Here is a 24,683-nt window from a genome sequence, read left to right on the forward strand (position 1 = left end):
GCCGTTGTCCGGTCGGCGAATTCGTCCGCCGGCCAGGGGACCTACTGAACCCCGGCTCAGCCGCCGACGTTGGTCGCCGCGGGCGGGGCCGGGGGAGCGGGCGCCGGGGCGGGCTGGGGCGTTTCGACCGGAGCGGGCGCCGGGGCCTTCGATGTCGGTGCGCTCGAGGAGGATTCACCCGAGCCCGGGCTCACGGCCTGCGGTTCGGGGGCCGGCGGTGCCGCGGGGGCTTCGGGGACCACCACCGGCAGATCGGGCACGACGAACGTGCCGACGGTCGGGGTCATCACGCAGCGGGCGCCCGCGTAGTCGATGGTTCCCCACATGGAGGCGACCACGGTGCCCGCACCGCTGTGCACCGTCTTCGACAGTGACGGCAGATTGAACTCGGTCTGGTCGTCGAGGCCGACGATGCCGCTCTGACCGTTGTTGACGTTGACCCACGCGACGCTGAGGCCGGAGGCCAGCGGAACGCCGGAGTGGCGCGGGCTCGCGCTGAAACGGATATCGCCCGGCGTCAGGCTCGTCGCGGTGCGCGGGCCCGGCCCTTCGAACGACGCCGCGGCGATGATCGTGGTGATCGGGCCGTTGCTGCCGCAGCCGAAGGTGGGGGCCGCGTAGGTGAAGGGGGTGAACTGCGTCGAGATGTCACGCAGGGCGTCGACGCCGACGATGCCGGTGAAGCTCGCGATCGCGCCGACACCGGCCTTCGCCGTGGTGTCCTCGCCGGCGAGGTGGGTGAGGTGGCCGATCGCGTCGTCGGTGGGCGACGCGATCGCGCTCGGGGCCAGCAGGGCCAGCGCGCCGATGCTCGCGGCGGTGACGACCGCTGCTCTACCTGCGATGGATCTGCCGTTCACCCGTGACTCCTCGATGGATGCTCGTCGCCGGATAGTCCGGTTCGTCTGGCAACGTACCAGGTCGTCGCGCGGGTCGCCGAGCCGCCGACAGCGCGGCGGGGGCCGCTGGGACAGCCATCGTGTGTGATGTAGTCGACACCGAGGATTACCGAAGGGTAGGTTTCTCTTCGACGGCTACGAGTGACTGGGAGACCCGTATGAAGTTAGCCCTGTCCCCGGAAGAGGTCGCTTTCCGCGACGAGCTCCGGCATTTCTACGCGACCGAGATCCCCGCCGACATCCGCGATCGGGTGAAGCACGGCCAGGATCTGTCCCGCGAGGACATCGTCACCGCGAACAAGATCCTCAACGACAACGGCCTGTGCGTGCCGAACTGGCCGGTGGCCTGGGGCGGCAAGGACTGGACGCCGATGCAGCGCCACCTCTGGCTCGACGAGATGCAGCTGGCCTCGGTACCGGAGCCGCTCACGTTCAACGCCTCGATGGTCGGCCCGGTGATCGCCCAGTTCGGTTCCGAGGAACTCAAGCAGCGCTTCCTGCCGCCCACCGCCGCGCTCGACATCTGGTGGTGCCAGGGCTTTTCCGAACCCGACGCGGGCTCGGACCTCGCGTCACTGCGGACCACGGCGGTGCGCGACGGCGACTCCTACATCGTGAACGGCCAGAAGATCTGGACCACGCTCGGCCAGTACGCCGACTGGATCTTCTGCCTCGTGCGCACCGACCCGAACGCGCCGAAGAAGCAGGCGGGCATCTCCTTCCTGCTCTTCGACGTGAAGTCGCCCGGTGTCACCATGCGCCCGATCAAGCTGATCGACGGCAGCTACGAAGTCAACGAGGTGTTCTTCGAGAACGTCCGGGTGCCCGCCGATCAGCTCGTCGGCGAGGAGAACCAGGGTTGGACCTACGCCAAGTATCTGCTCGGCAACGAACGCACTTCCATCACCGGCGTCGGCAAGACCAAGGTCAAGCTCGGCCTCGCGAAGGATTACGCCCGCGCGACCAGGACCGGGCGCGGCACGCTGCTCGACGACCCGGTGTTCGCGGCGCGGCTGGCCGAGCTGGAGAACGAACTGCTCGCCCTGGAACTGACCCAGTTGCGGGTGGTCTCCAATTCTGTTGAAGGCAAGCCGAATCCGGCGTCGTCGGTACTGAAGCTCAAGGGCACCGATTTGCAGCAGGCCGCCACCGAACTGCTGCTCGACGTCGCGGGCGCCGACGCGCTGCCGGTCGACGCCGACAACATCGCCTCGCCCGCGTGGGCCCAGCACACCGGCCCCGGCTACCTGAACTACCGCAAGGTGACCATCTACGGAGGCTCGAGCGAGGTCCAGCGCTCGATCATTTCCTCCACGATCCTCGGATTGTGAGGCGCTGACATGGAACTCGCACTGACCGAAGAACAGACGATGCTGCGCGACACCGTGCGCGAACTGCTGCACCGGTTCTACGACGGCGAAGCCCTCACCAAGAGCGGCGACACCGACCCCGGCTGGAATCGCACGGTCTGGAAGCAACTCGCCGACCTCGGGGTGCTCGGGCTGACCATTCCCGAGGAGGACGGTGGCGTCGGGGCGGGCCCGGTCGAGGCGATGCTGGTGCAGGAGGAGCTCGGTCGCGCGCTGGCCCCGGAACCGGTGCTCGACTCGGTGGTGATCCCGGCCGAACTGCTGCGGCTGGCAGGCAGTGCCGAGCAGCGTCAACGGCTCTTGCCCGCGCTGGCGGAGGGAACCATCCTGCTCGCCTTCGCGCACGCCGAGCCCGGCCTGCGGTGGCCGTCCACGGAGCTCACCACCACCGCGGTGGCCCAGGGCGACAACTACGCGCTGACCGGTGTGAAGAATCCGGTGCTGCGCGGTGATGTGGCCGACGAGGTGATCGTCAGCGCACTGCTGCCCGGCGGCGGGACCGGGCTGTTCCTGGTCGACCCGAATCAGGATGGCGTGCAACGACGGTCGTACCGCACCTTCGACGGTCGTCGCGCCGCCCAGTTCGACTTCGACAACGCGGCGGGCCAGCTGCTCGGTGACGCCGTCGACGCCGCCGAGCAGATCGCCTTGACCCAGGGCTACGCGCAGGCGGCGCTGTGCGCGGAGTCGGTCGGGGCGATGGAGGTCGCGCTCACGCTCACCACCGAATACCTCAAGACCCGCAAGCAGTTCGGGGTCACGCTGTCGAAGTTCCAGGTGCTCACCCAGCGCGCGGCGGACTGCTACGTCTCGCTGGAACTGGCCCGCAGCATGAGCCTGTACGCGACGGCGGCGCTGGCCGACGGCGGCAACGATCCGGTGGTCGCGTCACGGGCGCGGTTGCAGGTGGGGAAGTCGGCCGAGCACATCGGCCAGGAGGCGATCCAGATGCACGGTGGCATCGGCGTCACCGCGGAGTACCCGGTGAGCCACTATGTCGCCCGGTTGACCGCGATCGGGCAGACACTCGGTGGGGCGCTGGAACATCGGCGGGAACTGGCCGACCGGATCGGCGAGTACGACCTGGTCGAGCTGTAGCTTCGTCGATGATGGTGCGTGCCCGTGGTTCGGGTGCGCACCATCGTTGTGTCAGCCCTCGGCGGTAGTGGGGGCCGGGGTTGCGGTGGTCGTCGCCGCCTCGGTGGTCGTCACCGTGGTCGGGGTGGCGCCGGTGTCGGCCGGGACGACAGTGGTCGGGGTCGCGCGGTCGAAGGCGTGGGTCGGCGGATAGTCCTCGGACGCTTCGTCATCGCCCACGCGGGGCGGGGTGACGGTGCGGGTGGGGTTCTGCCGGGTGGGGATCTGTGGCCGGGTGGTCGTCGGCTCGTCTTCGGTGGTCTCCGGCGGGCGCGTCGTCGTCTCGGCGGGCCGGGATTCGGTCGTCGCCTCGGCCGGGCGGGATTCGGGCGCCGGTTCGCCCTCGGGCGGTGGCGTCTCCGACGGCGAGGTCTCGGTGGAACTGAGGCTGAACGGCTTCCGCGGCGACATGTACGGCGCGATCCGCCAGCTGGGCGACGGCGGGATCGGGATGTGCACCGTGGTCGAGGTGGGCTCGTCCGCCGACCGCGCGGGGGCGGCGGCCAGGTCCGCGCTCAACGGCGGCGCCGGCACGTAGACGTCCTGCTGCCCGACACCGCACGCACCGATGATGATCAGTCCGAGCGACACCGCGCCAACAGCGACTGCCGGACCCACGAACTTGGCCCTGCTGTTATCCATCGCCTGTTACTCCTCGTCGGCTTCGAGATCGCCTCACAGTAGTGCAGGTCGGGCAAAAGAGCGCATTTTAAACGTTAGTGGTCCAGATATCGGATTGATCAATTCAGCGTGTCGTGGGGACGTGTCGCGCGCGTTCGACGTCGCCGAGTCGTAGCGTGTGTGAGCAAAGTTACGCATGAGACGTCCGGCAACGTTACCCCTGACGCGCGAGGTCGCGCGGCGCAAGTATCTGATCGGCGTCATCGAGGAGAATCTCATGGGAGCACTCTCGACACCCCGGCTGGAAACCGCGGCGGCGAACACCGATTCGGCCACCGTCGGGCATCTTTCGTCGACACCGCCCGGCAACCGCACCCTCGCGGTGGTCGCGCGGATCATGGGCTGGTTGTTCTTCGTCGGCGGACTCGTCGGCGCCGGCCTCGGGATCGCGGGCCTGCACGTGGAGATCACCGTCGCCGGGCTGATCCTGGCCTGTACGGCTGGACTCATCTTATTGAAGCTGCGCACCGATCGGGACATCCCCGAAACAACCTGAGACACCTCATAATTCGAATGCGGTCGCGGGTGTGACGGCTTACCGTCGGTGTGGTGCGCATCGACATCACCAGCGACGCTGCCCGGTTCATGGACGACGTGGAACCGTTCCTTCGCCGTGATCCGCTGCGGCACACGGTCATCGCCACCGTCCTGGTCAACCTGGCCAACGGTAGGTCCGGCGGTTTGTCCACTCGGTTCCTGAGCATTCGCGACAACGCCGGTCAGATCGTCGGCATTGCGCAATGCACCAATGGCGCCGCCTACCTCGGCGAGCTACCCGCGCACAGTATTTCGGCGGTCGTAGACGCCTTCGCCGCGCATGCGATCGCGCTGCGCAGCGTCGAGGGCCACGAGGCCGACGCCGTCACCTTCGCGACGCGGTGGTCGAAGACCACCGGTGGCAGCTACCGCATCCGGCACTCGGCCAGGCTGTTCCGCCTCGACGCCCTGCAGGTGCCCGACGCCCCCGGAGCCCCCAGACAGGCCACCGTCGACGACGTGGCCACCTGTATCGCGATGGTCGAGGACTTCGGCGTGGAGACCGGCGCACCCCATCGCCTGGACGAGACGGCGGTGCGCCGGCGAATCGAGGCCGGAAGCTCGTGGTTGTGGGAGCACGACGGCACGCCGGTCACCCTGGTCGCGCGGCAGCCCGCCGTCCTCTGCTGGGCCAGGATCGGCCCGGTCTACACACCGCCGCGGTTCCGGGGCAACGGCTTTGCGAGCGCGCTGACAGCGACGGTCGCCGGTCGGATTCGCGCGGAAGGCGCCGATGTCTGCCTGTTCACCGACCTGGCCAATCCGACCTCGAACAAGATCTATCAGCGAATCGGCTTCGAGCCGGTGCGCGACTTCGTGCACTACACACTGACCGCCTGATGGGCGCGGACGCGCAGCGGTCCTCGAACCGTGCGCAGCCGGCGCGAACGCGCGCCTAGACCAACGGGGCGGAGCGCCACCAATCCAGCACCTGGGCCTCGTCGGCGATGAAGCCGCGGCTGTACATGAGCATGGCGCCGCGGGCCGGGTCGCCGTCGAAGCGGGTGACCATGCGCGGTGACCTGGGCTGGCTGTCGTGCAGGACGAAGTTCGTACAGGTGTGGCCGGTGTGCGACGTGGGGCGCACGTCGTTGGCGGGCAGACCCGCGATCGCCTGCGCGGCAAGATCTGCGGAGGGGTAGAGGAAGAACTCGTAGGTGGCCTTGTTGCCGCCGCCGAAGCAATGCCACATCACCGACCAGTCGCCCATATCGGCGTCGTCGGAATCGCGGCTTGCGGTCGCGCGGTCGTAGGCGAAGCAGCCCGCGTTGCCCAGCCCCGAACCGGCATGGACCAGGTTGCTCGCCGAGGTGGCGGGCAGCATGCGGGGGAACTCGTCGCTGAGCTTCGCCGCGTTGGCGCCGATGACCCGTCGGTCGCTCGTCGGCGGGGTGGTCGACGTCAGCCGCTGGGGAGCGGAGGTCGTCGCGTCGACGGACGGTGTAGCGACCGCGGAGGTTTCGGAACCCTGCCCGCCCGACGCACCGGCGTTGCCGTCATCGCCGAAGGTGGTCACCAGAATCCAGCCGAGGAAGATCACGACGGCGATCATCGCCAGCCAGCCGATCGGCGATCCCTCCCAGCGGGATTTCCGCTTCTTGCCGAGATACTCCTCGGCGACCGAAGGGCGCGCGCCCCTGCCCGTCGCCCTGGAATTCCCGGCGTCGCGACGACGTTGCGCGCCCGCGTTCGGCGCACTCGCGTGGTTCGCGAATTCGTTGGGCCACGACGGGTTCGGCTGCGCGGCCCAGGAGGAACCGCCCACCGCCGGCCACTGCTGACCGAGGCCGGGGGCGGCGTTGCCGGCCCACTGTGAACCGGCGGGTCGGCCGCTCACGGCCCACGGCTGATCGGGACCGGTCGTGCCCGGCCATGGCGGCTGTCCGCCAGACGAATTCGGGTCGGTACGACCTGCGATCGGGTATCCGGCACCGGGGGTATACGGCGAGTTCGGCGGGTAGGTTCTGGTGGCCGCCGAGCCGTGGAGTTGCTGCGGGGGAGCGTGACCGGCGAGGGCCCGCAGCGCGGCGGCGGCGAACTCGGCGCAGGTGGCGAAGCGCTCTTCGGGGCGCTTGGCCATGCCACGGGCGATGACCGCGTCGAGTGCGGGGGTGATGCCCGATCGGAGGGTGCTCGCGCGGGGCGGGGGTTGCTGGAGGTGGCCCTGGATCACCGCGACGGGGTTGGTGGCGTCGAAGGGGGTGGTTCCGGTGAGGAGCCGGAAAAGCGTGCAGGCCAGGGAATACTGGTCGGCGCGGCCGTCGAGGGCGATGCCGGAGAGCTGCTCGGGAGACGCGAAAGCCAGGGTGGCGGTGAAGGTTCCGGTCTGGGTCAGCTTGGCGGCGTTGTCGTCGTGCAGGCGGGCGATGCCGAAGTCGGTGAGGTAGACGCGTTCGGTGCCGTCGACCGATTCGATCAGGATGTTGGCGGGTTTCACGTCGCGGTGCAGCACGCCGCGGCTGTGCGCGAAGTCCAGTGCCGCGGCGGTTTCGGCGACGATGCGGACCGCCCGCGCCGGGTCGACCGGCGAGGGCAGCGACGACGCGTCGGCGCCGTCGATGTAGCGCATGGAGATCCACAGCTGGTCGTTCTCGACGCCCCGGTCGTACACGGTGACGATATTCGGGTGCTCGAGCTGCGCCACGAGATCGGCCTCGCGTTCGAACCTGGCCTTGATCTCGGTGTCGAAGAACAAGTCCCGGTTCAGCAGTTTCATCGCGGTGCGCCGTGGCAGCCGCGGATGGCGTGCCAGATACACCGAGCCCATGCCGCCGCGGCCCAGCAGTCGTTCGATGGTGTATCCGGCGAAAACGCCGCCCTCGTCATACATCGCGGTCAGTTCAGCGGGGCCGAGCGCCACCAACGCAGCACCTCGTCGGCCGTGCCGTAACCGTCGGTGTACATCAGGAACTGGGCGCGGCCGGGATCGCCGGTGAACTGGGTGATGATCTTGTTCCCGTTGTCGGTGTACTTGTAGTTGGTGTACTGCTTGCCGCCGTTGCTGTCGGTGGACTTGGTGTTGGCCGGCAGTCCGTCGAGCACCGACTTGGCGTCGGCGGCCGAGTTGAAGGCATAGATCCGGTAGAACGGATCGTCGCTGTCGCCGCCGCCGAAGCAGCTCCACAGGTGCACCCAGGCGCCGAAGTCGGGTTCGCCTTCCGCGGGCGACGGCGGATCGCTGTTGTCGGTCTCCCAGCAGGTGGCGCCGTTGTATCCGGTGGAGTCGTCGACCGTGGCGGGCACGATCCGGCCGAACTCCGCGCTGATGGCGTCGGCGCTCGGGGTGATGTAGGCGCCCGCCGACGTGGTGGTCGTGCGGTCGCCGCCGCCCGCGTCATCGCCGCTGGCCGCGATACCGATGCCGATCAGCAGCACGATCACCAGGATCACCGCGACGACGATGCCGATGATCAGCCCGGTGTTGGACTTCGACGGCGGCCGCTGCCCGTGCGGATACTGGGCGAAACCACTCGCCTGTGGCCGCGGCGCCGACTGGTACTGCGGCCGCGACTGCTGGGTGTAGGGCTGCGAAGCGCCGGTGGGCGACTGGTTCATCGGACGCTGGGTGCCCATCGGGCCACCCGTCATCGGGCCTTGCGCGGTGCCCATCGGGCCGCCGGTCATCGGGCCTTGCGCGGTGCCCATCGGGCCGCCGGTCATCGGGCCTTGCGCGGTGCCCATCGGACCGCCGGTCATCGGGCCCTGTGTGGCAACGGGATACGGCAGACCGGTCTGCGGAATCGCGCCACCTGTCGTGGGCCGCCCGGCGATCGGCAGCGACCCACCGGTGCCCGGTCGTGGACCGACGATCGGCAACGCGGGTGCGCTCGGACTGTTCAACGCCTCGATCGCGGCTTCGGCGAAGTCCGAACAGGAGTCGAACCGGTCATCGGGCCGCTTGGCCATCGCCTTGGCGAGCACGCCGTCGAGTGCGTAGGACAGGCCGGGCCGGACGCTGCTCAGCGTGGGCGGCGGCTGCTGGAGATGACCCTGGATCACCGCGGCCGGGTTGGTCGCCGCGAACGGTCCCGAACCGGTGAACAGCCAGAACAGTGCGCAGGCCAGCGAATACTGGTCGGACCGGTGGTCCAGCGAGGCGCCGGTGAGCTGTTCGGGGGAGGCATAGGCCAGCGTCGCGGTGAAGGTACCGGTCTGGGTGAGATGGCCGGTGTCGTCGCGCAATCGGGCGATGCCGAAGTCGGTGAGGTAGACGCGTTCGCCCCGGCCCGCGCCCGAGCGGGCGAGCAGGATGTTGGCCGGCTTCACGTCGCGGTGCAGCACGCCCATGCCGTGCGCGTAGTCCAGCGCGTCGGCGGTTTCCTTCACGATCTGCAGCGCGCGGGCGGGCGGCAGCGTCTGCGGATCCACCGATGCCGCGTCGACGCCGTCGATGAACTGCATGGAGATCCACAGCTGTTCGTCGTCGTGCCCGCGGTCGTAGACGGTGACGATGTTCGGATGATCGAGGCGCGAAACGAGATCGGCCTCCCGCTCGAACCGTGCCCGCACCTCGGCGTCGAAGAACATCTCGCGATTGAGCAGCTTCAGCGCCGTCATCCGCGGTAGGCGGGGGTGCTTGGCCAGATAGACCGAACCCATGCCACCGCGGCCGAGCTGCCGTTCGATGACGTAGCCGGCAAAAACATCTCCGTTGGCCAGCATGTCTGCTCCACTTCCCGCCGCGCGCCGGGACCCACCAGCGCACGCGCGTACAGCATAAAAGCCGCGGCCGACGTTGCCCGCCACGGGAAAATCAACGAAACCTTATCAGTCGGCGACGACGCCGACGGTTGCCACGATCACGGCGGACGCCGCTGCTGCGGCGGCACGATATAGCCGGGATGGTTACGGCCACCAGGGAAATCGATGGTGCCCGGGCGTGCGCTTCCGCGTCGCGGCGGGATGGCCGGACCGCCCGTCGACGGCCGCGGCGCGTGAGGATGCGGCTGTGCGGGAGTGGTCGGCTGCACGTGCGGGTGCGGTTGCGCGGGGGTGGTCGGCGGGGGCGCGTTGCGGTACGGCTGCGCCGGGGTGGGCGGCCGGGAATATCCCGGCGCCTGCGGATAGGACTCGCGGGCGCGCAGCACCACACCGGCCGCGGTGTACTGCTGCTGCTGTTGATGCCACGGCCCCGGCACCGCGAACAGCGCCGCTTTGGCCGCCTGCGCGAACTCGGCGCAGCTGGCGAAACGGGACTCGACGCGCTTGGCGGTGGCTCTGGCCAGCACCGCGTCCAGGGTCGCGGGCAGGTCGGGGCGCAGACTGCGCAGCGGGGGAAGGGGCTTGCTCAGGTGCGCCTGGATCACCGCGCCCGGGCTGGGTCCGGGGAACGGCACCGAGCCCGTGAGCATCCAGAACAGCGTGCAGGCCAGCGAGTACTGATCGGCGCGATGATCCAGGGGCGCGCCCGCCAGATGCTCGGGCGCGGCATAGGCCAGGGTGGCGGTGATCGTGCCCGCCGAGGACAGCGTGGTCTCGCTGTCGCGCACCGCGGCGATGCCGAAGTCGGTGAGCACCACGCGTTCCGGGCGCCCGATCGGTGGCTTGGCGAGCAGGATGTTCGCCGGTTTCACGTCGCGGTGCAGCACGCCGCCCGCGTGCGCGAAGTCCAGCGCGGTGGCGGTCTCGGCGACGATCTGCACGGCCCGGCCGGGTGTCAGCACGTTCACGTCGGCGGTCGCGACATCGGTGCCCGCCACGAACTGCATGGAGATCCACAGCTGGTCGTCGTCGGTGCCGCGGTCGTAGACATTGACGATATTGGGGTGCTCGAGCTGGGCGACCAGATCGGCTTCGCGCTCGAAGCGGCGGCGGATCTCCTCGTCGGCGGACAGTTCACGGCTGAGCAGTTTCAGCGCGGTGAGCCGGGGCAGCCGGGGGTGCCTGGCCAGGTAGACCACGCCCATTCCACCCTGGCCCAGCACGCGCCGGATCGTGTATCCGGCGAACACGTCGCCTTTGCGCAACACGCGAAGTCACCCCCTCCAGGGCAGAGCACCCGTTTGAAATTCTACCGATGTATCTCCCGAACCCACCGCCGCGCAACATCGCGAGCGAAGTTGTCGGTGCCTGATATTAGGGTGGCAGCTATGCGCATTGGAGCACATGTTCGCGACGAGAGCGATCCGATCGGCTTCGGCGAGAAGCTCGGTGCCGAGGTCGTGCAGCTGTTCGTGGTCGATCCGCAGAGCTGGGACAAACCCCAGCCGCATCCCAGGGCCGCCGAGATTCTGGCCAGTCCGATCGATGTCGTTGTGCACTCGTCCTATCAGATCAATGTGGCGAGTCTGAACAACCGGTTGCGGATGCCCTCGCGCAACGCGGTGGCCCAGCAGGCGAAGGCCGCGGCCGACCTCGGTGCGTTCGGCCTCGTGGTGCACGGGGGACACGTACGCTCCGACGCCGAGCTCGATACCGGAATCGACAACTGGCGCAAGCTGTTCGAGCGTCAGCAGGACAAGGGCGGGTTCGCCGTGCCGATCCTGATCGAGAACACCGCGGGCGGCAATCACGCGATGGCCCGGCATTTCGATTCGATCGCGCGATTGTGGGACGCGGTCGGCGACTACGGCGCGGGCTTCTGCCTCGACACGTGTCACGCGTGGGCGGGTGGTGAGGAACTGGTCGGGGTGGTCGAGCGGATCAAGGCCATCACCGGGCGCATCGATCTCGTGCACCTGAACTCCTCGCGCGACGAATTCGACTCCGGCGCCGACCGGCACGCCAACTTCGCCGACGGCACCATCGACCCGCAACTGCTGGCCGAGGTCTGCCGCACGGCCGGTGCGCCGGTCATCCTGGAAACCCCGGCCGACGGGGTCGCCGAGGACCTGGCCTACCTGCGGGAGCACATCGGCTGACGCCGTTGGGATCACTCCGAGGCAAACCCTGTCTGTCGAACGGGATTCACGGTGTGCTTGATGCATACCAACCGATCGAGAACGACAGTGAAGGTGATCCCCATGACGGTCGACCACGCCCTCCCCGCCACCCTGACGGTGACCAAGCTCGGCGCCCACATCGGCGCGCAGATCGATGGTGTCCGGCTCGGCGGTGACCTGGACGCGGCGACCGTAGCCAAGATCCGGCGCGCGCTCAACGAGCACAAGGTCATCTTCTTCCGCGGTCAGAACCACCTCACCGAGGACGGCCAGTACGAATTCGCGGAGCTGCTCGGCAGCCCGACCACCCCGCATCCCACGGTGAAGTCGGCCGGTGTGAAGAGCCTGGCCATCGACTCCGAGCGCAGCCGCGCCAACTCCTGGCACACCGATGTGACGTTCGTGGACCGCGTGCCGAAGGCGTCGATCCTGCGCGCCGAGCACCTACCCACCTACGGCGGCTCGACCACCTGGGCGTCCACGGTCGCGGCCTACAACTCACTGCCCGCTCCGCTCAAGGCGCTGGCCGAGAACCTGCGCGCGGTGCACACCAATCTCTACGACTACGCCGGAGCGGTCGACAAGGTGCGCCCGTCGCAGGTCGAGTACTCGACGGAATTCCAGTCCGATGTGTACGAGACCGAACACCCCGTCGTGCGGGTGCACCCCGAGACCGGCGAGCGTGCGCTGCTGCTCGGCCATTTCGTGAAGCAGTTCGTCGGGATTCCGTCCCGTGAGTCCGACCAGCTGTTCCGTCTGCTCCAGGATCGGGTCATCCGCCTGGAGAACACCACCCGCTGGAACTGGTCCGACGGCGACGTCGCGATCTGGGACAACCGTGCCACTCAGCACTACGCCATCGACGACTACAACGACCAGCCGCGTCGCCTCACCCGGATCACCCTCGCCGGTGACATCCCGGTCGGCGTCGACGGACAGGCCAGCACCGTGTTGAAGGGCAATGCCGAGGACTACTCGATCATCGAGGAAGTGGAGCTCCTCGCCAGCTGAACTATCGGTTCGCCGCCGGGCCCGCACGTGCCCGGCGTCACCGGGGGTCGCACTGCGATACTGCCTGTATGAGTATTCGGCCGTTGGACGGTGTTCGCGTCCTGGAACTCGGTAACTATGTTGCCGCTCCCACTGCCGGACGTATCCTCGGCGATTTCGGCGCCGAGGTGATCAAGGTGGAACGCCCCGGCACGGGCGACGAATTACGCAACTGGCGGTTGTACGGTGGCGATACCTCGATGCTGTATCGCACCGTCAACCGCAACAAGAAATCGATCGTGCTGGATCTGCGGACCGAGGCGGGGCGCGCGATCGTGCTCGATCTGGTGAAACAGTGCGATGTGCTGCTGGAGAACTTCCGGCCCGGAATGCTCGAGAAGTGGGGGCTGGGGCCCGAGGCGCTCGAGGAAGCGAACCCGAAGCTGGTGATCACGCGGATCTCGGCATACGGCCAGACCGGGCCGATGGCCGCGCGACCGGGATTCGCCGCGGTCGCGGAGGCGGTCGGTGGCCTGCGTGAGCTGGTGGGGGATCCCGATCGGCCGCCGGTGCGCACCGGGGTGTCGATCGGTGATTCGATCGCGGGCATCTACGCGGCGTTCGGGACCGTGATGGCACTGTTCCAGCGCGAACGGGTCGCGGGTCCGGTGCCGCAGGCGGAGCGGATCATCGATGTCGCGCTCAACGAGTCGATCCTGTCGGTGATGGAATCGTTGATCCCCGACCATCTCGCCTACGGCATCAACCGGGAGCGGGTCGGCGGCCGGATGGAAGGCATCGCGCCGTCGAACGCCTACCCGACCAGCGATGGTTACTCCATCATCATCGGTGGCAACGGCGATGCCATCTTCCAGCGGTACATGCAGGTGATCGGCCGGCCCGACCTGGCCGTCGACCCCGAGCTCGCCGACAACAACGGCCGCTGGCGCAACCGCGAGCGCCTCGACGCCTCGATCGCGGAATGGTCGAGCAAACACACGCGCGCGCAGGCGCTGAAACTGCTCGATGACGCGGCCATCCCGTGCGGCCCGATCTACACCGCCGCCGACATCGTGGCCGACGAGCAGTACCGCGCACGCAATATGATCCAGATGTTCCCCGTCGACGTGGGCGAGGCCGAACCCAAACAGGTGGGTTTCGGTGGCATCGTCCCGGTGATCGGGGACGCATCCCTGCCGATCCGCAATGTCGGCCCCGACCTCGGCGAGCACACCAGAGAGGTGCTCGGCGGGCTGCTCGGGATGAGTGAAGATCAGATCGACGCGCTGGAGGCACTGTGACGAGGCGAGTACACGGCAGGCGCCGCCCGCCGGTGCGCAACAAGTGGGAGCCGCGCGGCCCGGGTCATGTGCGTCCGACGGTCCACCCCACCCCGGCCAGCGTGGGCGACAAACCGTGCGGCGGCGTGATGTGCGTGCCCGCGCGGGAACCGGAGCAGCGGCGGTGACCGCACCGCTGCTGCGTGATGTGACGCTGCGCGACGGTTTGCAGCTCACCGGCAAGGTGCTGCCGGTGGAGCAGAAGATCGATGTGGTGCGCAGACTGCTCGCCGCGGGCGTGCCCGCGCTGGAGATCGGTTCGATGGCGCGGCCGGATCTGGTCGCGCCGATGGCCAACTCGCTCGAGTTGATCGCGGCGCTCACCCCGGACGAACTGGCGAAATGCTGGGTGTGGGTGGCGACCCCGCGCCATGTCGAGAAGGCCGCCGAGGCGGGCGCGCGCAATTTCCAGTACTGCTTCTCGGTGTCCGACGCGCACAACAGGGCCAATATCGGCCGCGATACCGAGACCTCGGTGGCGGCGATGCCCGCGGCGATCCGCCTCGCCCACGAGGCGGGCGGTGCGATCCAGCTGTGCCTGGCCACCACGTTCACCTGCCCGTTCGACGGTCCCGTCGATCCCGGCCGGGTGCTCGCCATCGCGAACGATCCGCGCACCGACGGCGCCGCCGACATCGTCCTCGCCGATACCCTCGGCCAGGCCCACCCTGGTCAGGTGGGCGCCCTGGTCGCCGCCGTCCGCGACACCACCCCGCCGCGCCGCATCGTCTTCCACGGTCACGACACCTGGGGCATGGGCGTGGCCAACACGCTCGCAGCCGTCGCCGCGGGCGCGACCATGGTCGACGGTGCGCTGGGCGGCCTCGGCGGCTGCCCCTTCGCTCCGGGTGCCAGCGGCAATACCGCGTCCGAGGACATCCTCTTCGCGACCAGGCCCGACTGGTTCACCCCGGCCTCGCTGGCCGACCTCGTCGGGCTCACCGAAGAACTCCTCGCCGAGCTCGGCGAGCCCAACCGCTCCCGCGCGCTGGAAGGCGCGCGCTCGGAGGCCGACGCCTTCGAATGGGTCGTTCGCTGAGAGGTCGGTAAGACCTGCGGTATCGGGGGGATCCCGGATGGCGCGGTTCTCGGTGGGCAGCCAGACTGGACAGCATGACTTCGCACGCCTTGGGCACCGAGGCCGCCGATGCGGCGGCCGCTACCGATATCGCGGCCGCCGCGCTCGATCTGGTCAAGCTGTACGGATCGGGAGATACACAGGTCAAGGCCCTGGACGGGGTGTCGGCTGACTTCGCGAAGGGCGAATTCACCGCGATCATGGGCCCATCGGGTTCGGGCAAGTCGACGCTGATGCACTGCTTGGCCGGGCTCGACAGCGCCAGCGCGGGTCAGGTCCGCATCGGCGACACCGCGCTCACCGGCCTGTCCGACAAACAGATGACGGCGCTGCGGCGCGACCGGATCGGTTTCGTCTTCCAGGCGTTCAACCTGGTCCCGACGCTCACCGCGCTGGAGAACATCACCCTCCCGCTCGATATCGCGGGTCGCAAGGCCGACCAGGAATGGCTCGACACCGTGGTCAAGCGCCTCGGTCTCGGCGACCGCCTCGAGCACCGGCCGTCCGAACTGTCCGGCGGCCAGCAGCAGCGGGTGGCGTGTGCGCGTGCGCTGGTGGGCAAGCCGGAGATCATCTTCGGTGACGAGCCGACCGGCAACCTGGACTCGCATTCCTCGGGCGAGGTGCTCTCGATCCTGCGCGCCTCGGTCGACGAGTTCGGCCAGACCGTCGTGATCGTCACCCACGACCCGCGCGCGGCCGCCTACGCCGACCGCGTCGTGTTCCTCGCCGACGGCCGCATCGTCGACGAGCTGCGCGACCCGACTCAGGATTCGATCCTCGACCGGATGAAGGCGCTGGAAACCCGATGAGCAATCCCATGCGCAAGGTCGCCTTGCGTAACCTCGCCGCGCACAAGGTGCGTTTGGCATTGACTCTGCTGTCGGTGGTGCTCGGTACCGCCTTCATCTCCGGATCGTTCGTTTTCACCGACACTTTGCAGCGCACCTTCGACGGGATCTTCGAAGGCCAGGCTCAGGGCGTGGACGTGCGCGTCGGCCCGGCGGACCGCCAATCACTGGGCGTACCGACGAACATCGTCGACGCGCTGGCCAAGACTCCCGGTGTGGCCAGGGTCGCGCCCGCCGTGAACGGCCCGGTCGTGCTGCTCGAGCCCGACGGCAAGAAGGCCGTGCAGACCGGTGGCGCACCGAGTTTCGGCCTGTCCTACCTGCCGCCCGACAAGTCCGTCGAGGAACCCGAGAAGTTCCTGTCGGGCGCCGCGCCCACCCAGCCGAACGAGATCGCGCTCAATGCCGGTGGCGCCGAGAAGGCCGGGCTGAAGGTCGGCGACAAGACCAAGGTGCTGATTCCGTCCAAGGGTGACCCGTTCGAGGTGACGCTGTCGGGCATCTACGAGATGCCGGGCGCCGAGGGCGGCGGTGTGGTCGCGGTGATGTTCACCGAGCCGCAGGGCCGCAAGCTGTTCACCGACGGGTCGCACGTGGCCTACGCCGACATCGCCGCGGCGCCCGGTGTTTCGGCCGATGACCTGCGCGATCAGCTCGCCGCCGGCCTGCCCAACTACAAGGTGCAGAACTCCGACGAGGTCCGCGAGGACATGAAGAAGGAGATCTCCGAGGCGCTCACCTTCATCAACTACTTCCTGCTCGCCTTCGGCGCGATCGCGCTGATCGTCGGCACGTTCATCATCTACAACACCTTCTCGATGATCGTGGCCCAGCGGCTGCGCGAACTCGCGCTGCTGCGCGCGATCGGAGCGAGTCGTCAGCAGGTCGGGCGATCGGTCGTCGCCGAGGCGATCGTGATCGGGCTGATCGGTAGCGCGCTCGGGCTGGCCGCGGGCATCGGGCTGGCGTACGGGTTGTCGGCGTTGCTCAACGCGTTCGATCTCGGACTGCCGACGGGGTCGCTGACCGTGTTGCCGCGTACCGCGATCGTCGCGCTGCTCGTCGGCCTGATCGTCACCGTGGCCAGCGCCTATGCTCCCGCTCGCCGGGCCGCGAAGGTGCCGCCGGTGGAGGCCATGCGGTCCGAGTTCGCCAGCGCGGGTGATTCGTTGCGGCTGCGCACGATCATCGGCGCGGTGATGGCCGTCGCCGGTGGCGTGCTCGTGTACGTGGGTGCGCAGGGCACCGGCAAGGGCTCCGCGGTGACCGTCGGTGTCGGCGCGCTCGGGCTCATTCTGGCGGTGCTGTTGGCGGCGCCGGCGTTGTCGCGGCCGATGGTGCTCGTGCTCGGCGTGCTCACCAGGCCGTTCGGCGCGATCGGGCAGATGGCGCGCAACAACGCCACGCGTAACCCGCGGCGTACCGCCGCCACCGCGTTCGCGCTCACCCTCGGCCTGATGCTGGTTTCGGCGATCGGCATTCTCGGTGCTTCGGCGAAGACGAGTGTCGGGGTGCTCATCGACAAGGGTGTGAAGGCCGAGTACGTGCTCGCCGGTCCGCAGATGATCGGTGCGCCGATCGGTGCGGTCGACGCGGTGCGCACCGATGTTCCCGGCGTCAGCGATGTCACCGGGATCCGAATCGTCGCGTTCAAGGTCGGCGACGAGCAGATCGGCGCCACCTCACCGGATGGTCCGATCGACCCGGTGATGGACATCGACATGATCAGCGGCTCCACCACGATCCCCGCCGGTGGCGCGCTCATCGACGAGACCGAGGCAACCGAGCGCGGGTGGAAGCTCGGCGACAAGGTCACCATCACCAGTCTCGACAAGAAGCAGATCGAGCTCACGATCGGCGGCATCTTCGCCGACTCGCCGCTGCTCGGGCCCATGGTGGTCGATCCCGGTATCTACGAGCAGTTGATGCCGCAGAGTCTGCGCACCAATGTCTTCGTGCTGGTCAAGGCCGCGCCGGGGGCCGATCTCACCGCGATGCGGGCGAACCTGGAGAAAGCCACCGAACCGTTCGTGGTGGTGCAGGTCCAGGACCACGAACAGTTCAAGGGCGCGCAGGGTCAGCAGATCAACACCCTGCTCGCCATCCTCTACGGGCTGCTCGCGCTGGCGGTGGTGATCGCGGTGCTCGGCATCATCAACACCCTGGCGCTGTCGGTGGTGGAGCGCAGGCGCGAGATCGGCATGCTGCGCGCGGTCGGCACCCAGCGTGCGCAGGTGCGTCGCACGATCTACCTGGAGTCCATGCTGATCGCCATCTTCGGCGCGATCGTCGGCCTGGTGCTCGGCATCGCGCTCGGGGTCGGATTCCTGCGCACCCTGCGCGATATGGGCATCGACCAGATCACCATTCCGTGGTCGCAGCTGGTGATCGTGCTGATCGCGTCCGGTGTGGTGGGTGTGCTGGCCGCGGTGTGGCCGGGTGTGCGGGCCGCGCGGACGCCGCCGTTGGCGGCTATCGCGGATCTGTAGGCGGCACAGGCACGTTCGACCCCCCACCGGAGTTCTCGGTGGGGGGTCGAACGGTGTCATGGGGCGCGGTACGCCGCTCGTGGTCGATCGACTGGGCAATATCTGACGGCCACTGGGGTCAGTGCGGAACTAGCCGGACGGGGGCCAGCCCGGGTAGCGGTTCCACCAGTGGTCTGGTGGTATCCCGTGGGAGTCACTCGGTGGTGTGAGGCCGAATTCCGTGCAGTAGCCAGTGGCCAGGAGATCGAGAATCGGGCGCGCATCGACCGCATTCGCCCAACCTCGCGGGAGTGCGGAACGGCCGTACCGGGCGCCGAGAAGACTGCCCGCGATCGAACCGGTGGCGTCGCTGTCGCCGGAGTGGTTGACCGACAGCAGGAGTCCGGTGCGGACGATGTCGTGGGGCGAGCCGCCGAGTCCCTCGGCGGCGAGGGTGGCGAAGACGGCGATCGACAGGGCCTCTGGACCGATCCATCCCTGGCCGAGCGTCTCGACATCTTCCGGTGTGGGATAGCGCCTTTCGCGTTCGATCCGGGCGGCCAGCCGGTTGGCCGCGTTCAAGGCGGCCGAGGTCTCCCCGTGGTCGGCGTAGCCCGTCAGCTCGGTGCGGGCGCGCGAGAGGGCGGTGGCGGTGTCGGCGCCGCGCGAGAGCTGATAGATCAGGGCGGACAGGGTGCCCGCGGGCAGCCAACCGCTGGGATGACCATGGGTGAGCGCGGCCGCATCGCAACCCAATTCGAAGATGGTATCGGTCGCGGCTCCGGAACGGTCTGCGGCGTAACCGAATCCGCAGGGGGCCGCGCGCATCACCGCGCCGCTGCCCTTGGAATGATTGATGGGCTGGTCGCGGGTGCCGAGCGGATTCATCGGCGCTTTCCGGGCGGCCGCGTGACGCAGCGCGGTGTAGACCGAATTCGCCACGCCACGTTGCTCGATCAGCTCGGGGTAGTCGCTGAGGGCGCTGTACAGCGCGAAGGGCTGCTCCGGCATTTCGGTGACCTGCCCGCGCAACCACACGAGCATGCCCTGCTGCAGCAGGCCCATCGTCGCTCCGCCGATGCCCTTGGCCCTGGCCCGCACCGAACCGCGGATCAGCGCTTCTACGGTGAAAGCCGTCAGCTGGGTCTCCTCGGAGATGCGAAGCGGGTCGACGTCGGTCAGCCCGGCGTGGCCGTACTCGCTCCGGATCTGTTGCAGCGAACGGGTTTCCACCGGAGCGCCGAGGGCGTCGCCGATCGCTCCACCGAGCAGACAGCCGTGTACGGCGTCGAGCCATACCGGTGCGGTGCTGGTGTCTCGCGCGTCCCTGCCGTAGGTCGAGGAAGCGCGTGTATCGATCCGGCCGTGGGGAGAACGGGGATTCGCGGCCGGGTTCGAGGTGAGGTCGGGTGGCGTTCCCGGCCGGGCGGACATGGCGGTGTCGAAGCCACGAACGTCGACCGAGACGCTGCTTTCCGGCTCGGACATGGTGTTGCGGACAACGGTCGGGTCATGTCGCCGACCGGCATTCGGGTGACTCGAGGATGTGCGCGACTCAGGCCTGGAACCGGCGCTCGGCGGCAGCGGTGTTCCGGTCGGGCGCACCTCGGGAGCTGAGGCGGTTCGCCGCGGCCCGGCGGTCGGGATGCGGCCGGACGCCGGCGGTGTGGGTGGGCGATGGCGCAGTGCCTCGGTGAGCGCGGTGGCGAACGCGGTGCAGGTGCGGAAGCGGTGGGTGGGGTCTTTGGCCATCGCCTTCGACAGGACGGTGTCGACCGCGGTGGACAGGGTGGTGCGGCGGGTGCTGGCCGCGGGAGGCGGGGCGTTGAGGTGGCCGAGCATGACGGTGGCCGGGTTGGGGGCGTCGAAGGGGCCGGTGCCGGTGAGGAGGCGGAAAACCGTACAGGCCAGGGAGTATTGATCGCCGCGGCCGTCGAGTGGTGCGCTGCTGAGTTGTTCGGGCGAGGCGTAGGCGATGGTGGCGGTGAACTGGCCGGTGCGGGTGAGGCCGCCGGTGTCGTCGAGGAGTTTCGCGATGCCGAAGTCGGTCAGCACGACTCGTTCGTCGAAGCCCGCGCCGACACCCGCGGTGTGCGACAACAGGATGTTGGCGGGCTTCACGTCGCGGTGGAGAACGCCCTGGCGGTGGGCGTAGTCGAGCGCACTCGCGGTCTGGGTGACGATCTGGGCGATCCGCTCGCTCCCGAACTGCTGCACCGGCACCGCCGAGGCGTCGACACCGTCCACGAACTGCATGGCTATCCAGAGACGCTCTTCGTCGACGCCGCGGTCGTAGACGGTGATGATGTTCGGGTGGTCGAGCTGGGCCACCAGGTCGGCTTCGCGTTCGAATCTGGCGCGGATCTCGAAGTCGGCGAACAGGTCACGGTGCATCAGCTTCAACGCGGTCAGCCGCGGCAGCCTGCGGTCTCTGGCCGCGTACACCGCGCCCATGCCGCCACGCCCCAGCTCACGCTCGATGACGAAACCGGCGAACACCGCCCCGCGCCGCAACATCGCCTCACCCCGTCCAACGAACCCGATCGTTCGCAGCCTAGTTGGCGCGGGCTCGCAACGCTGCCGAGTCCCGCCACGTTCCCCGGGGCGCGATCACACCGCCGGGGCGTTGGTGTCGGCCCAGCGCGTGATGTCGCCGCGGTCCAGCGCGGTGTCGAGCAGGTCCGGGAACTTGTCGGGGGTGCAGGCGAAGGCGGGGATGCCGAGCGCTGCCAGTGCCGCGGCGTTGTCGTGGTCGTAGGCGGGCGCGCCCTCGTCGGAGAGCGCGAGCAGCACCACCACCTGGACACCCGCCTCTTTCATCGCATGGCAGCGGCGCAGCATCTCGTTGCGTACGCCGCCTTCGTAGAGGTCGGAGATGAGCACGAAGAGGCTGTCGGTGGGCCGGGTGATCAGCGTCTGCGAGTAGGCGATGGCGCGATTGATGTCGGTGCCACCGCCGAGCTGGGTGCCGAACAGGACGTCGACCGGGTCGCTGAGCTGATCGGTGAGATCGACGATCTCGGTGTCGAACACGACCAGCGAGGTCTTCAGCGACCGCATGGACGCGAGGACGGCACCGAACACCGAGGCGTAGACGACGCTGGCCGCCATCGAGCCGGATTGGTCGATGGCCAGCACCACATCGCGCTGGATCGACTGCGACTTGCGGCCGTAGCCGACGAGCCGCTCGGGCACGATGGTGCGGTGTTCGGGCAGGTAGTTGGCGAGATTCTTGCGGATGGTCCGGTTGAAATCGATATCGCGCAGTTTCGGGCGATGAGTGCGGGCGGCACGGTTGATGGCGCCCGAGACCGCGGCCACGGTCTTGGCGGCGATGCGCTGCTCGATCTCGCGCACCACCTTCTCGACCACCATGCGCGCGGTGGCCTTGGTGGTTTCGGGCATCACCCGGTTGAGGCCGAGCAGTGTGCCCACCAGATGTACATCGGGCTCGACCGATTCCAGCAGCTCGGGCTCCAGCAACAGTTGGGTGAGGTTGAGCCGGTCCACGGCATCGCGCTGCATCACCTCGACCACGGTCGCGGGAAAGTAGGTGCGGATATCGCCGAGCCAGCGCGCGACTCGGGGCGCTGAACCACCCAGTCCACCAGACCTTTTCGTCGAACCGCCGGCTTCGCCGGTGTTGTAGAGGGCGGACAGTGCCTGGTCCATCGCCTGATCGGCACCGGAGCTCAACCCACCGAGCTGTTCTTCGGCGGCGGTTCCCAGCACGAGACGCCAACGGCGCGAATGGGTTTCGTCGGGTTCGGTCATCGGTGCTCCTGGTGGTCGAGCGGGATGCGGTGGCGAGTGGGTGTCGGACGTCTGCGGAGGTGGGTCACCCAGCGGCCCCCAGGATCGCGGTCGCCGCGCGCAACGCCAGTTGCCCGCGGATCGGGTCGACCGCGGTGGGGCCGTCGGCGGTGGTCGGTGCTGAGCCGGTGTCTCGCAGGGCCTGGCTGATGGCCCGGCGTTCGCCGGATTCGAAGGAGCCGAAGGTGCGGCGCAGCAGCGGCAGGGTGGCGACGAACTGGTCTTCGTTGAGGTCGCGGAGCCATTCGTCGATGCGGCGCAACAGCTCTCGGTCGTGGACCAGGAGCAGACCGCGGCCGCCGAGGAAGCCGTCGATCCAGGCGGCCTTGGCGGCGGGGGTGTTGCCGACGGACAGTGCGGCGGCCAGCCGGCGGGCGGATTCGGCGTCGTCGATGCGTTCGGCGTCGCACAGCAGGCGCACCGCGCGGCCGCCGATCGCGCCGTGTACGTCGTCGCGATCGGCGATGCGGTGCAGGGTGGCCAGCCATTCGGTGGTGGCGTGCTCGTCGTCGCGGGTGCTGATCGCGGTGTGCGCGGCGTCGATCTGGGTGCGCAGGGCCTGGGCGGCATCGGTGTCGAGGCCGGTGACGGCGCCGGGCAGGCCCGCGCAGATCCGCACCAGCAGGCCGTCGGCGACGTGGGCCAGGGCCTTGGTGTCGGTGCCGCGGACATCGCCGTAGCGCAGGGTGCGGGTCAGGCCGGGGAGGGCGCCGAGCAGATGGGTGACATCGTGGTCGAGGGCGGCGGCGGCTTCGAGCCTGGTGATCAATCCTTCGGTGGCGCCGCCCAGGTCGGCGAGCAGGGCCATTTCCAGTGCGTCGGCGAGCGCGGTGACGGTGACGTCGTCGCGGCTCGCGGTGTCGAGGATCTTGGTCTCCGCGGCGGTGCGCAGGGTCGTGCCCCAGACCGCGGCCTCGACGATGCGGACCTCGAATTCGGGTTCCCAGCGCAGGGTCCACGTCTCACGGAAGGTGCCGGTGCTGCGGACCTCGCCGGTGGTCGGAGTGCCCCAACCGACACCGAGCAGGCGCAGGCGGTGCAGCAGATGCGACCGCTCGACGTCGCGTTCTTTGCGCAGGTCGAGGTCGACATTTCGAGCGAGCGCCTCCTGCTTGAGCCGCAGGGTTTTACAGCGTGCCCGCAGGTCGGCCGCCAAGGGGACCGTCGGAGTGTCCTCGGGAACACCGCCGAGCGTCTCGCCGACGACCAGTTCGTCGACCACCAGTCGCAGCATGGTCTCGTCGCCACCGCACATCACCGACCGCACAGCCTCGGTGACCTCGGACAATCCCGGCAGCGGCCTGCCGCGCAACGCGGCGAGGGTGTCCGCCAGCCGCACCGCCTCGATGATGTGCGCACTCGACACCGGCAGATCGTGCGAGCGCAACACTCCGGCGACCTTGGTCAGCCAGCGCGCCACCGGCCGCTCGGTCTCGGTGAACAGGTGGTGATACCAGCCGGGCGAGGTGACGCCCGCCCCGTAGCCGGACCCGGCCGCCAACCGCGAATGCGTCCACGGCACCCAGGTCAACGCGGCCTTCGTCTTCGGCAAACCCTTGAGCAGTCGCATATCCGGTGCGGCGGGACCGAGCGGTTCGACCAACGCGGGCGCGTGCCAGGCACCACACACCACCGCCAACCGCTTCGCACCACCCTTGAGCACCTGCCGCATCACCTGCCGCATATGCGCCTCGCGGACCAGAGTGTGCTGGTCGACGATCAGCGGCGCCATCGCGGGGTCCGGTCGATTCGCGGCGGCCGGGAACTCGAATCCGTTCGCTGCCGAAGGCTTCTCCAGCAGCTCGGGAGCGTCGAGTGGCGAAAGTGCCACCGGGTCGGGGACTTCGGTGTCGGTCGGCGCCGTCGCGCCGAGCTGCGGTGGCGCGTCCGCTGTGGGTGGCGTGATCGCGGCGTGTCGGGCATCCTCACGCAGGGCGGTCATCGCCTCGGTGATGGCGTCGAAAGCCGCGCTGTCGGGCACGGATTCGACGACCGCGTCCCACCAGCGTTCGGCGTCGTCGTAGCCCGCGGCCGAGGCCAGAGCGGCCAGCGGGTCGGAGCCGCCGCCACGGGCATCGTCGTCGGCGGCGAGGACGTTCGTGGCGGGGAGGTCGCAGAAGCGGACCGGGACGGCGTGCTCGACGCCGTAGCGCATCGCCTGCCACTCGGGGGAGAACACGGCGAACGGCCAGAATGCGGCGCGGGCAGGCGAATCCGGGACGTAGGCGAGCAACGCGACCGGTGGGGCCATCGTGTCGGCGGCGACGAACCCGACGAGCGGATCAGCGTCGGCGGGGCCTTCGATGAGAATGGCGTCGGGCCGGAACTCCTCGAGCGCGTGGCGCAGCGAGCGTGCTGATCCGGGCCCGTGGTGACGGATGCCGAACACCCGCGTCACCGCCGCCGCGCCCGCACTCGAATTCGTGTCGGTCACCGAACCCGCACCGGCTTCGGCCTCGGTGGTGACCGCGCGCGTCTCGCCCGCGCCCGTATCCGAGGCGGAGCTCTCGCGGATTTCGGCACGGCTCGCCGGCTCGCCCGGTGTGGTGTCACCGGTGGCCGGGTGGGTCGCCTTGTTGCGTTGACTCATCGAAAACCCCATGTGTGGTGTGTGTTCCGTCCTCCCCTTCGGGCGGTT

19 protein-coding genes are annotated in these 24,683 nt (G+C 68.9%); 11 read left to right on the forward strand and 8 right to left on the reverse strand.

Annotated features, from left to right (window positions below; all coding sequences use genetic code 11):
- Positions 1–56: 56 nt before the first annotated feature.
- On the reverse strand, positions 57–860 hold the full coding sequence (locus tag ACWDXS_RS08920; protein WP_449963806.1) for a hypothetical protein: 804 nt from the start codon (positions 858–860) through the stop codon (positions 57–59).
- Between the two features lie 197 nt (positions 861–1,057).
- Here ACWDXS_RS08920 and ACWDXS_RS08925 point away from each other — a divergent pair, with 197 nt between their 5' ends.
- Positions 1,058–2,230: an acyl-CoA dehydrogenase family protein gene (locus ACWDXS_RS08925; RefSeq protein ID WP_378993458.1), complete on the forward strand. Its 1,173-nt coding sequence runs from the start codon at positions 1,058–1,060 to the stop codon at positions 2,228–2,230.
- Between the two features lie 9 nt (positions 2,231–2,239).
- On the forward strand, positions 2,240–3,367 hold the full coding sequence (locus ACWDXS_RS08930; RefSeq protein WP_378993460.1) for an acyl-CoA dehydrogenase family protein: 1,128 nt from the start codon (positions 2,240–2,242) through the stop codon (positions 3,365–3,367).
- 51 nt (positions 3,368–3,418) lie between these two features.
- Here the strand turns inward: ACWDXS_RS08930 and ACWDXS_RS08935 are convergent, their stop codons facing one another.
- Positions 3,419–4,048 (reverse strand): hypothetical protein, encoded by a 630-nt coding sequence (locus ACWDXS_RS08935; protein WP_387447522.1) that lies wholly within the window; start codon positions 4,046–4,048, stop codon positions 3,419–3,421.
- Positions 4,049–4,223: 175 nt separating this feature from the next.
- Here ACWDXS_RS08935 and ACWDXS_RS08940 point away from each other — a divergent pair, with 175 nt between their 5' ends.
- Positions 4,224–4,583 carry a hypothetical protein gene (locus ACWDXS_RS08940; RefSeq protein WP_378993464.1) on the forward strand — a complete coding sequence of 120 codons (360 nt, stop codon included), beginning with the start codon at positions 4,224–4,226 and terminating at the stop codon, positions 4,581–4,583.
- Positions 4,584–4,636: 53 nt separating this feature from the next.
- Positions 4,637–5,464 carry a GNAT family N-acetyltransferase gene (locus ACWDXS_RS08945; protein WP_449963812.1) on the forward strand — a complete coding sequence of 276 codons (828 nt, stop codon included), beginning with the start codon at positions 4,637–4,639 and terminating at the stop codon, positions 5,462–5,464.
- 55 nt (positions 5,465–5,519) lie between these two features.
- Here ACWDXS_RS08945 and ACWDXS_RS08950 read toward each other — a convergent pair whose 3' ends face one another.
- The 3 genes from ACWDXS_RS08950 to ACWDXS_RS08960 form a co-directional block, all read right to left on the reverse strand.
- Entirely contained in the window at positions 5,520–7,484 is a 1,965-nt protein-coding gene (locus ACWDXS_RS08950) for a protein kinase domain-containing protein (RefSeq protein WP_449964734.1), read from the reverse strand.
- Positions 7,460–9,286 carry a serine/threonine protein kinase gene (locus tag ACWDXS_RS08955; protein WP_378993468.1) on the reverse strand — a complete coding sequence of 609 codons (1,827 nt, stop codon included), beginning with the start codon at positions 9,284–9,286 and terminating at the stop codon, positions 7,460–7,462. Before ACWDXS_RS08955 ends, ACWDXS_RS08950 begins: the two co-directional genes overlap by 25 nt.
- Before the next feature lie 137 nt (positions 9,287–9,423).
- Positions 9,424–10,593 (reverse strand): serine/threonine-protein kinase, encoded by a 1,170-nt coding sequence (locus ACWDXS_RS08960; RefSeq protein WP_449963816.1) that lies wholly within the window; start codon positions 10,591–10,593, stop codon positions 9,424–9,426.
- 120 nt (positions 10,594–10,713) lie between these two features.
- On the opposite strand from ACWDXS_RS08960, the gene ACWDXS_RS08965 reads away from it, so the two are divergent.
- The 7 genes from ACWDXS_RS08965 (at position 10,714) to ACWDXS_RS08995 (ending at position 18,253) form a co-directional block, all read left to right on the forward strand.
- Positions 10,714–11,484, forward strand: coding sequence for a deoxyribonuclease IV (locus ACWDXS_RS08965; protein WP_387447526.1), 771 nt, complete (start codon positions 10,714–10,716; stop codon positions 11,482–11,484).
- A 102-nt stretch (positions 11,485–11,586) separates the two neighbouring features.
- Positions 11,587–12,516, forward strand: coding sequence for a TauD/TfdA dioxygenase family protein (locus ACWDXS_RS08970; protein ID WP_387447527.1), 930 nt, complete (start codon positions 11,587–11,589; stop codon positions 12,514–12,516).
- 68 nt (positions 12,517–12,584) lie between these two features.
- Positions 12,585–13,796, forward strand: a complete 1,212-nt coding sequence (locus ACWDXS_RS08975; protein WP_449963821.1) for a CaiB/BaiF CoA transferase family protein — start codon at positions 12,585–12,587, stop codon at positions 13,794–13,796.
- Positions 13,793–13,963 (forward strand): hypothetical protein, encoded by a 171-nt coding sequence (locus ACWDXS_RS08980; RefSeq protein ID WP_378609018.1) that lies wholly within the window; start codon positions 13,793–13,795, stop codon positions 13,961–13,963. Before ACWDXS_RS08975 ends, ACWDXS_RS08980 begins: the two co-directional genes overlap by 4 nt.
- The gene (locus tag ACWDXS_RS08985) at positions 13,960–14,874 is read left to right on the forward strand and encodes a hydroxymethylglutaryl-CoA lyase (RefSeq protein WP_449963825.1); all 915 of its coding nucleotides are present in this window, start codon (positions 13,960–13,962) and stop codon (positions 14,872–14,874) included. The genes ACWDXS_RS08980 and ACWDXS_RS08985 overlap by 4 nt, the downstream gene beginning before the upstream one ends.
- Before the next feature lie 74 nt (positions 14,875–14,948).
- Complete coding sequence (locus ACWDXS_RS08990) at positions 14,949–15,725, forward strand: ABC transporter ATP-binding protein (RefSeq protein WP_378993477.1); 777 nt, start codon at positions 14,949–14,951, stop codon at positions 15,723–15,725.
- Entirely contained in the window at positions 15,722–18,253 is a 2,532-nt protein-coding gene (locus ACWDXS_RS08995) for an ABC transporter permease (RefSeq protein ID WP_449963828.1), read from the forward strand. The genes ACWDXS_RS08990 and ACWDXS_RS08995 overlap by 4 nt, the downstream gene beginning before the upstream one ends.
- A 129-nt stretch (positions 18,254–18,382) precedes the next feature.
- On the opposite strand, the gene ACWDXS_RS09000 is transcribed toward ACWDXS_RS08995, so the two are convergent.
- The 3 genes from ACWDXS_RS09000 to ACWDXS_RS09010 all read right to left on the reverse strand — a co-directional run bounded on the left by ACWDXS_RS09000 (position 18,383) and on the right by ACWDXS_RS09010 (position 24,635).
- Positions 18,383–20,749: an ADP-ribosylglycohydrolase family protein gene (locus ACWDXS_RS09000; protein ID WP_449963831.1), complete on the reverse strand. Its 2,367-nt coding sequence runs from the start codon at positions 20,747–20,749 to the stop codon at positions 18,383–18,385.
- A gap of 93 nt (positions 20,750–20,842) precedes the next feature.
- Positions 20,843–22,006, reverse strand: coding sequence for a VWA domain-containing protein (locus ACWDXS_RS09005; RefSeq protein WP_449963834.1), 1,164 nt, complete (start codon positions 22,004–22,006; stop codon positions 20,843–20,845).
- A gap of 64 nt (positions 22,007–22,070) precedes the next feature.
- Positions 22,071–24,635, reverse strand: a complete 2,565-nt coding sequence (locus ACWDXS_RS09010) for a DUF5682 family protein (protein WP_449963837.1) — start codon at positions 24,633–24,635, stop codon at positions 22,071–22,073.
- Positions 24,636–24,683: the final 48 nt, after the last annotated feature.

The organism is Nocardia sp. NPDC003183, from assembly GCF_053590715.1.

Coding starts and splice junctions, on each gene's coding strand:
- ACWDXS_RS08925 (WP_378993458.1), top strand. CDS start 1,058: ATGAAGTTAGCCCTGTCCCCGGAAGAGGTCGCTTTCCGCGACGAGCTC.
- ACWDXS_RS08930 (WP_378993460.1), top strand. CDS start 2,240: ATGGAACTCGCACTGACCGAAGAACAGACGATGCTGCGCGACACCGTG.
- ACWDXS_RS08935 (WP_387447522.1), bottom strand. CDS start 4,048: ATGGATAACAGCAGGGCCAAGTTCGTGGGTCCGGCAGTCGCTGTTGGC.
- ACWDXS_RS08940 (WP_378993464.1), top strand. CDS start 4,224: ATGAGACGTCCGGCAACGTTACCCCTGACGCGCGAGGTCGCGCGGCGC.
- ACWDXS_RS08955 (WP_378993468.1), bottom strand. CDS start 9,286: ATGCTGGCCAACGGAGATGTTTTTGCCGGCTACGTCATCGAACGGCAG.
- ACWDXS_RS08965 (WP_387447526.1), top strand. CDS start 10,714: ATGCGCATTGGAGCACATGTTCGCGACGAGAGCGATCCGATCGGCTTC.
- ACWDXS_RS08970 (WP_387447527.1), top strand. CDS start 11,587: ATGACGGTCGACCACGCCCTCCCCGCCACCCTGACGGTGACCAAGCTC.
- ACWDXS_RS08975 (WP_449963821.1), top strand. CDS start 12,585: ATGAGTATTCGGCCGTTGGACGGTGTTCGCGTCCTGGAACTCGGTAAC.
- ACWDXS_RS08990 (WP_378993477.1), top strand. CDS start 14,949: ATGACTTCGCACGCCTTGGGCACCGAGGCCGCCGATGCGGCGGCCGCT.
- ACWDXS_RS08995 (WP_449963828.1), top strand. CDS start 15,722: ATGAGCAATCCCATGCGCAAGGTCGCCTTGCGTAACCTCGCCGCGCAC.
- ACWDXS_RS09000 (WP_449963831.1), bottom strand. CDS start 20,749: ATGTTGCGGCGCGGGGCGGTGTTCGCCGGTTTCGTCATCGAGCGTGAG.
- ACWDXS_RS09005 (WP_449963834.1), bottom strand. CDS start 22,006: ATGACCGAACCCGACGAAACCCATTCGCGCCGTTGGCGTCTCGTGCTG.
- ACWDXS_RS09010 (WP_449963837.1), bottom strand. CDS start 24,635: ATGAGTCAACGCAACAAGGCGACCCACCCGGCCACCGGTGACACCACA.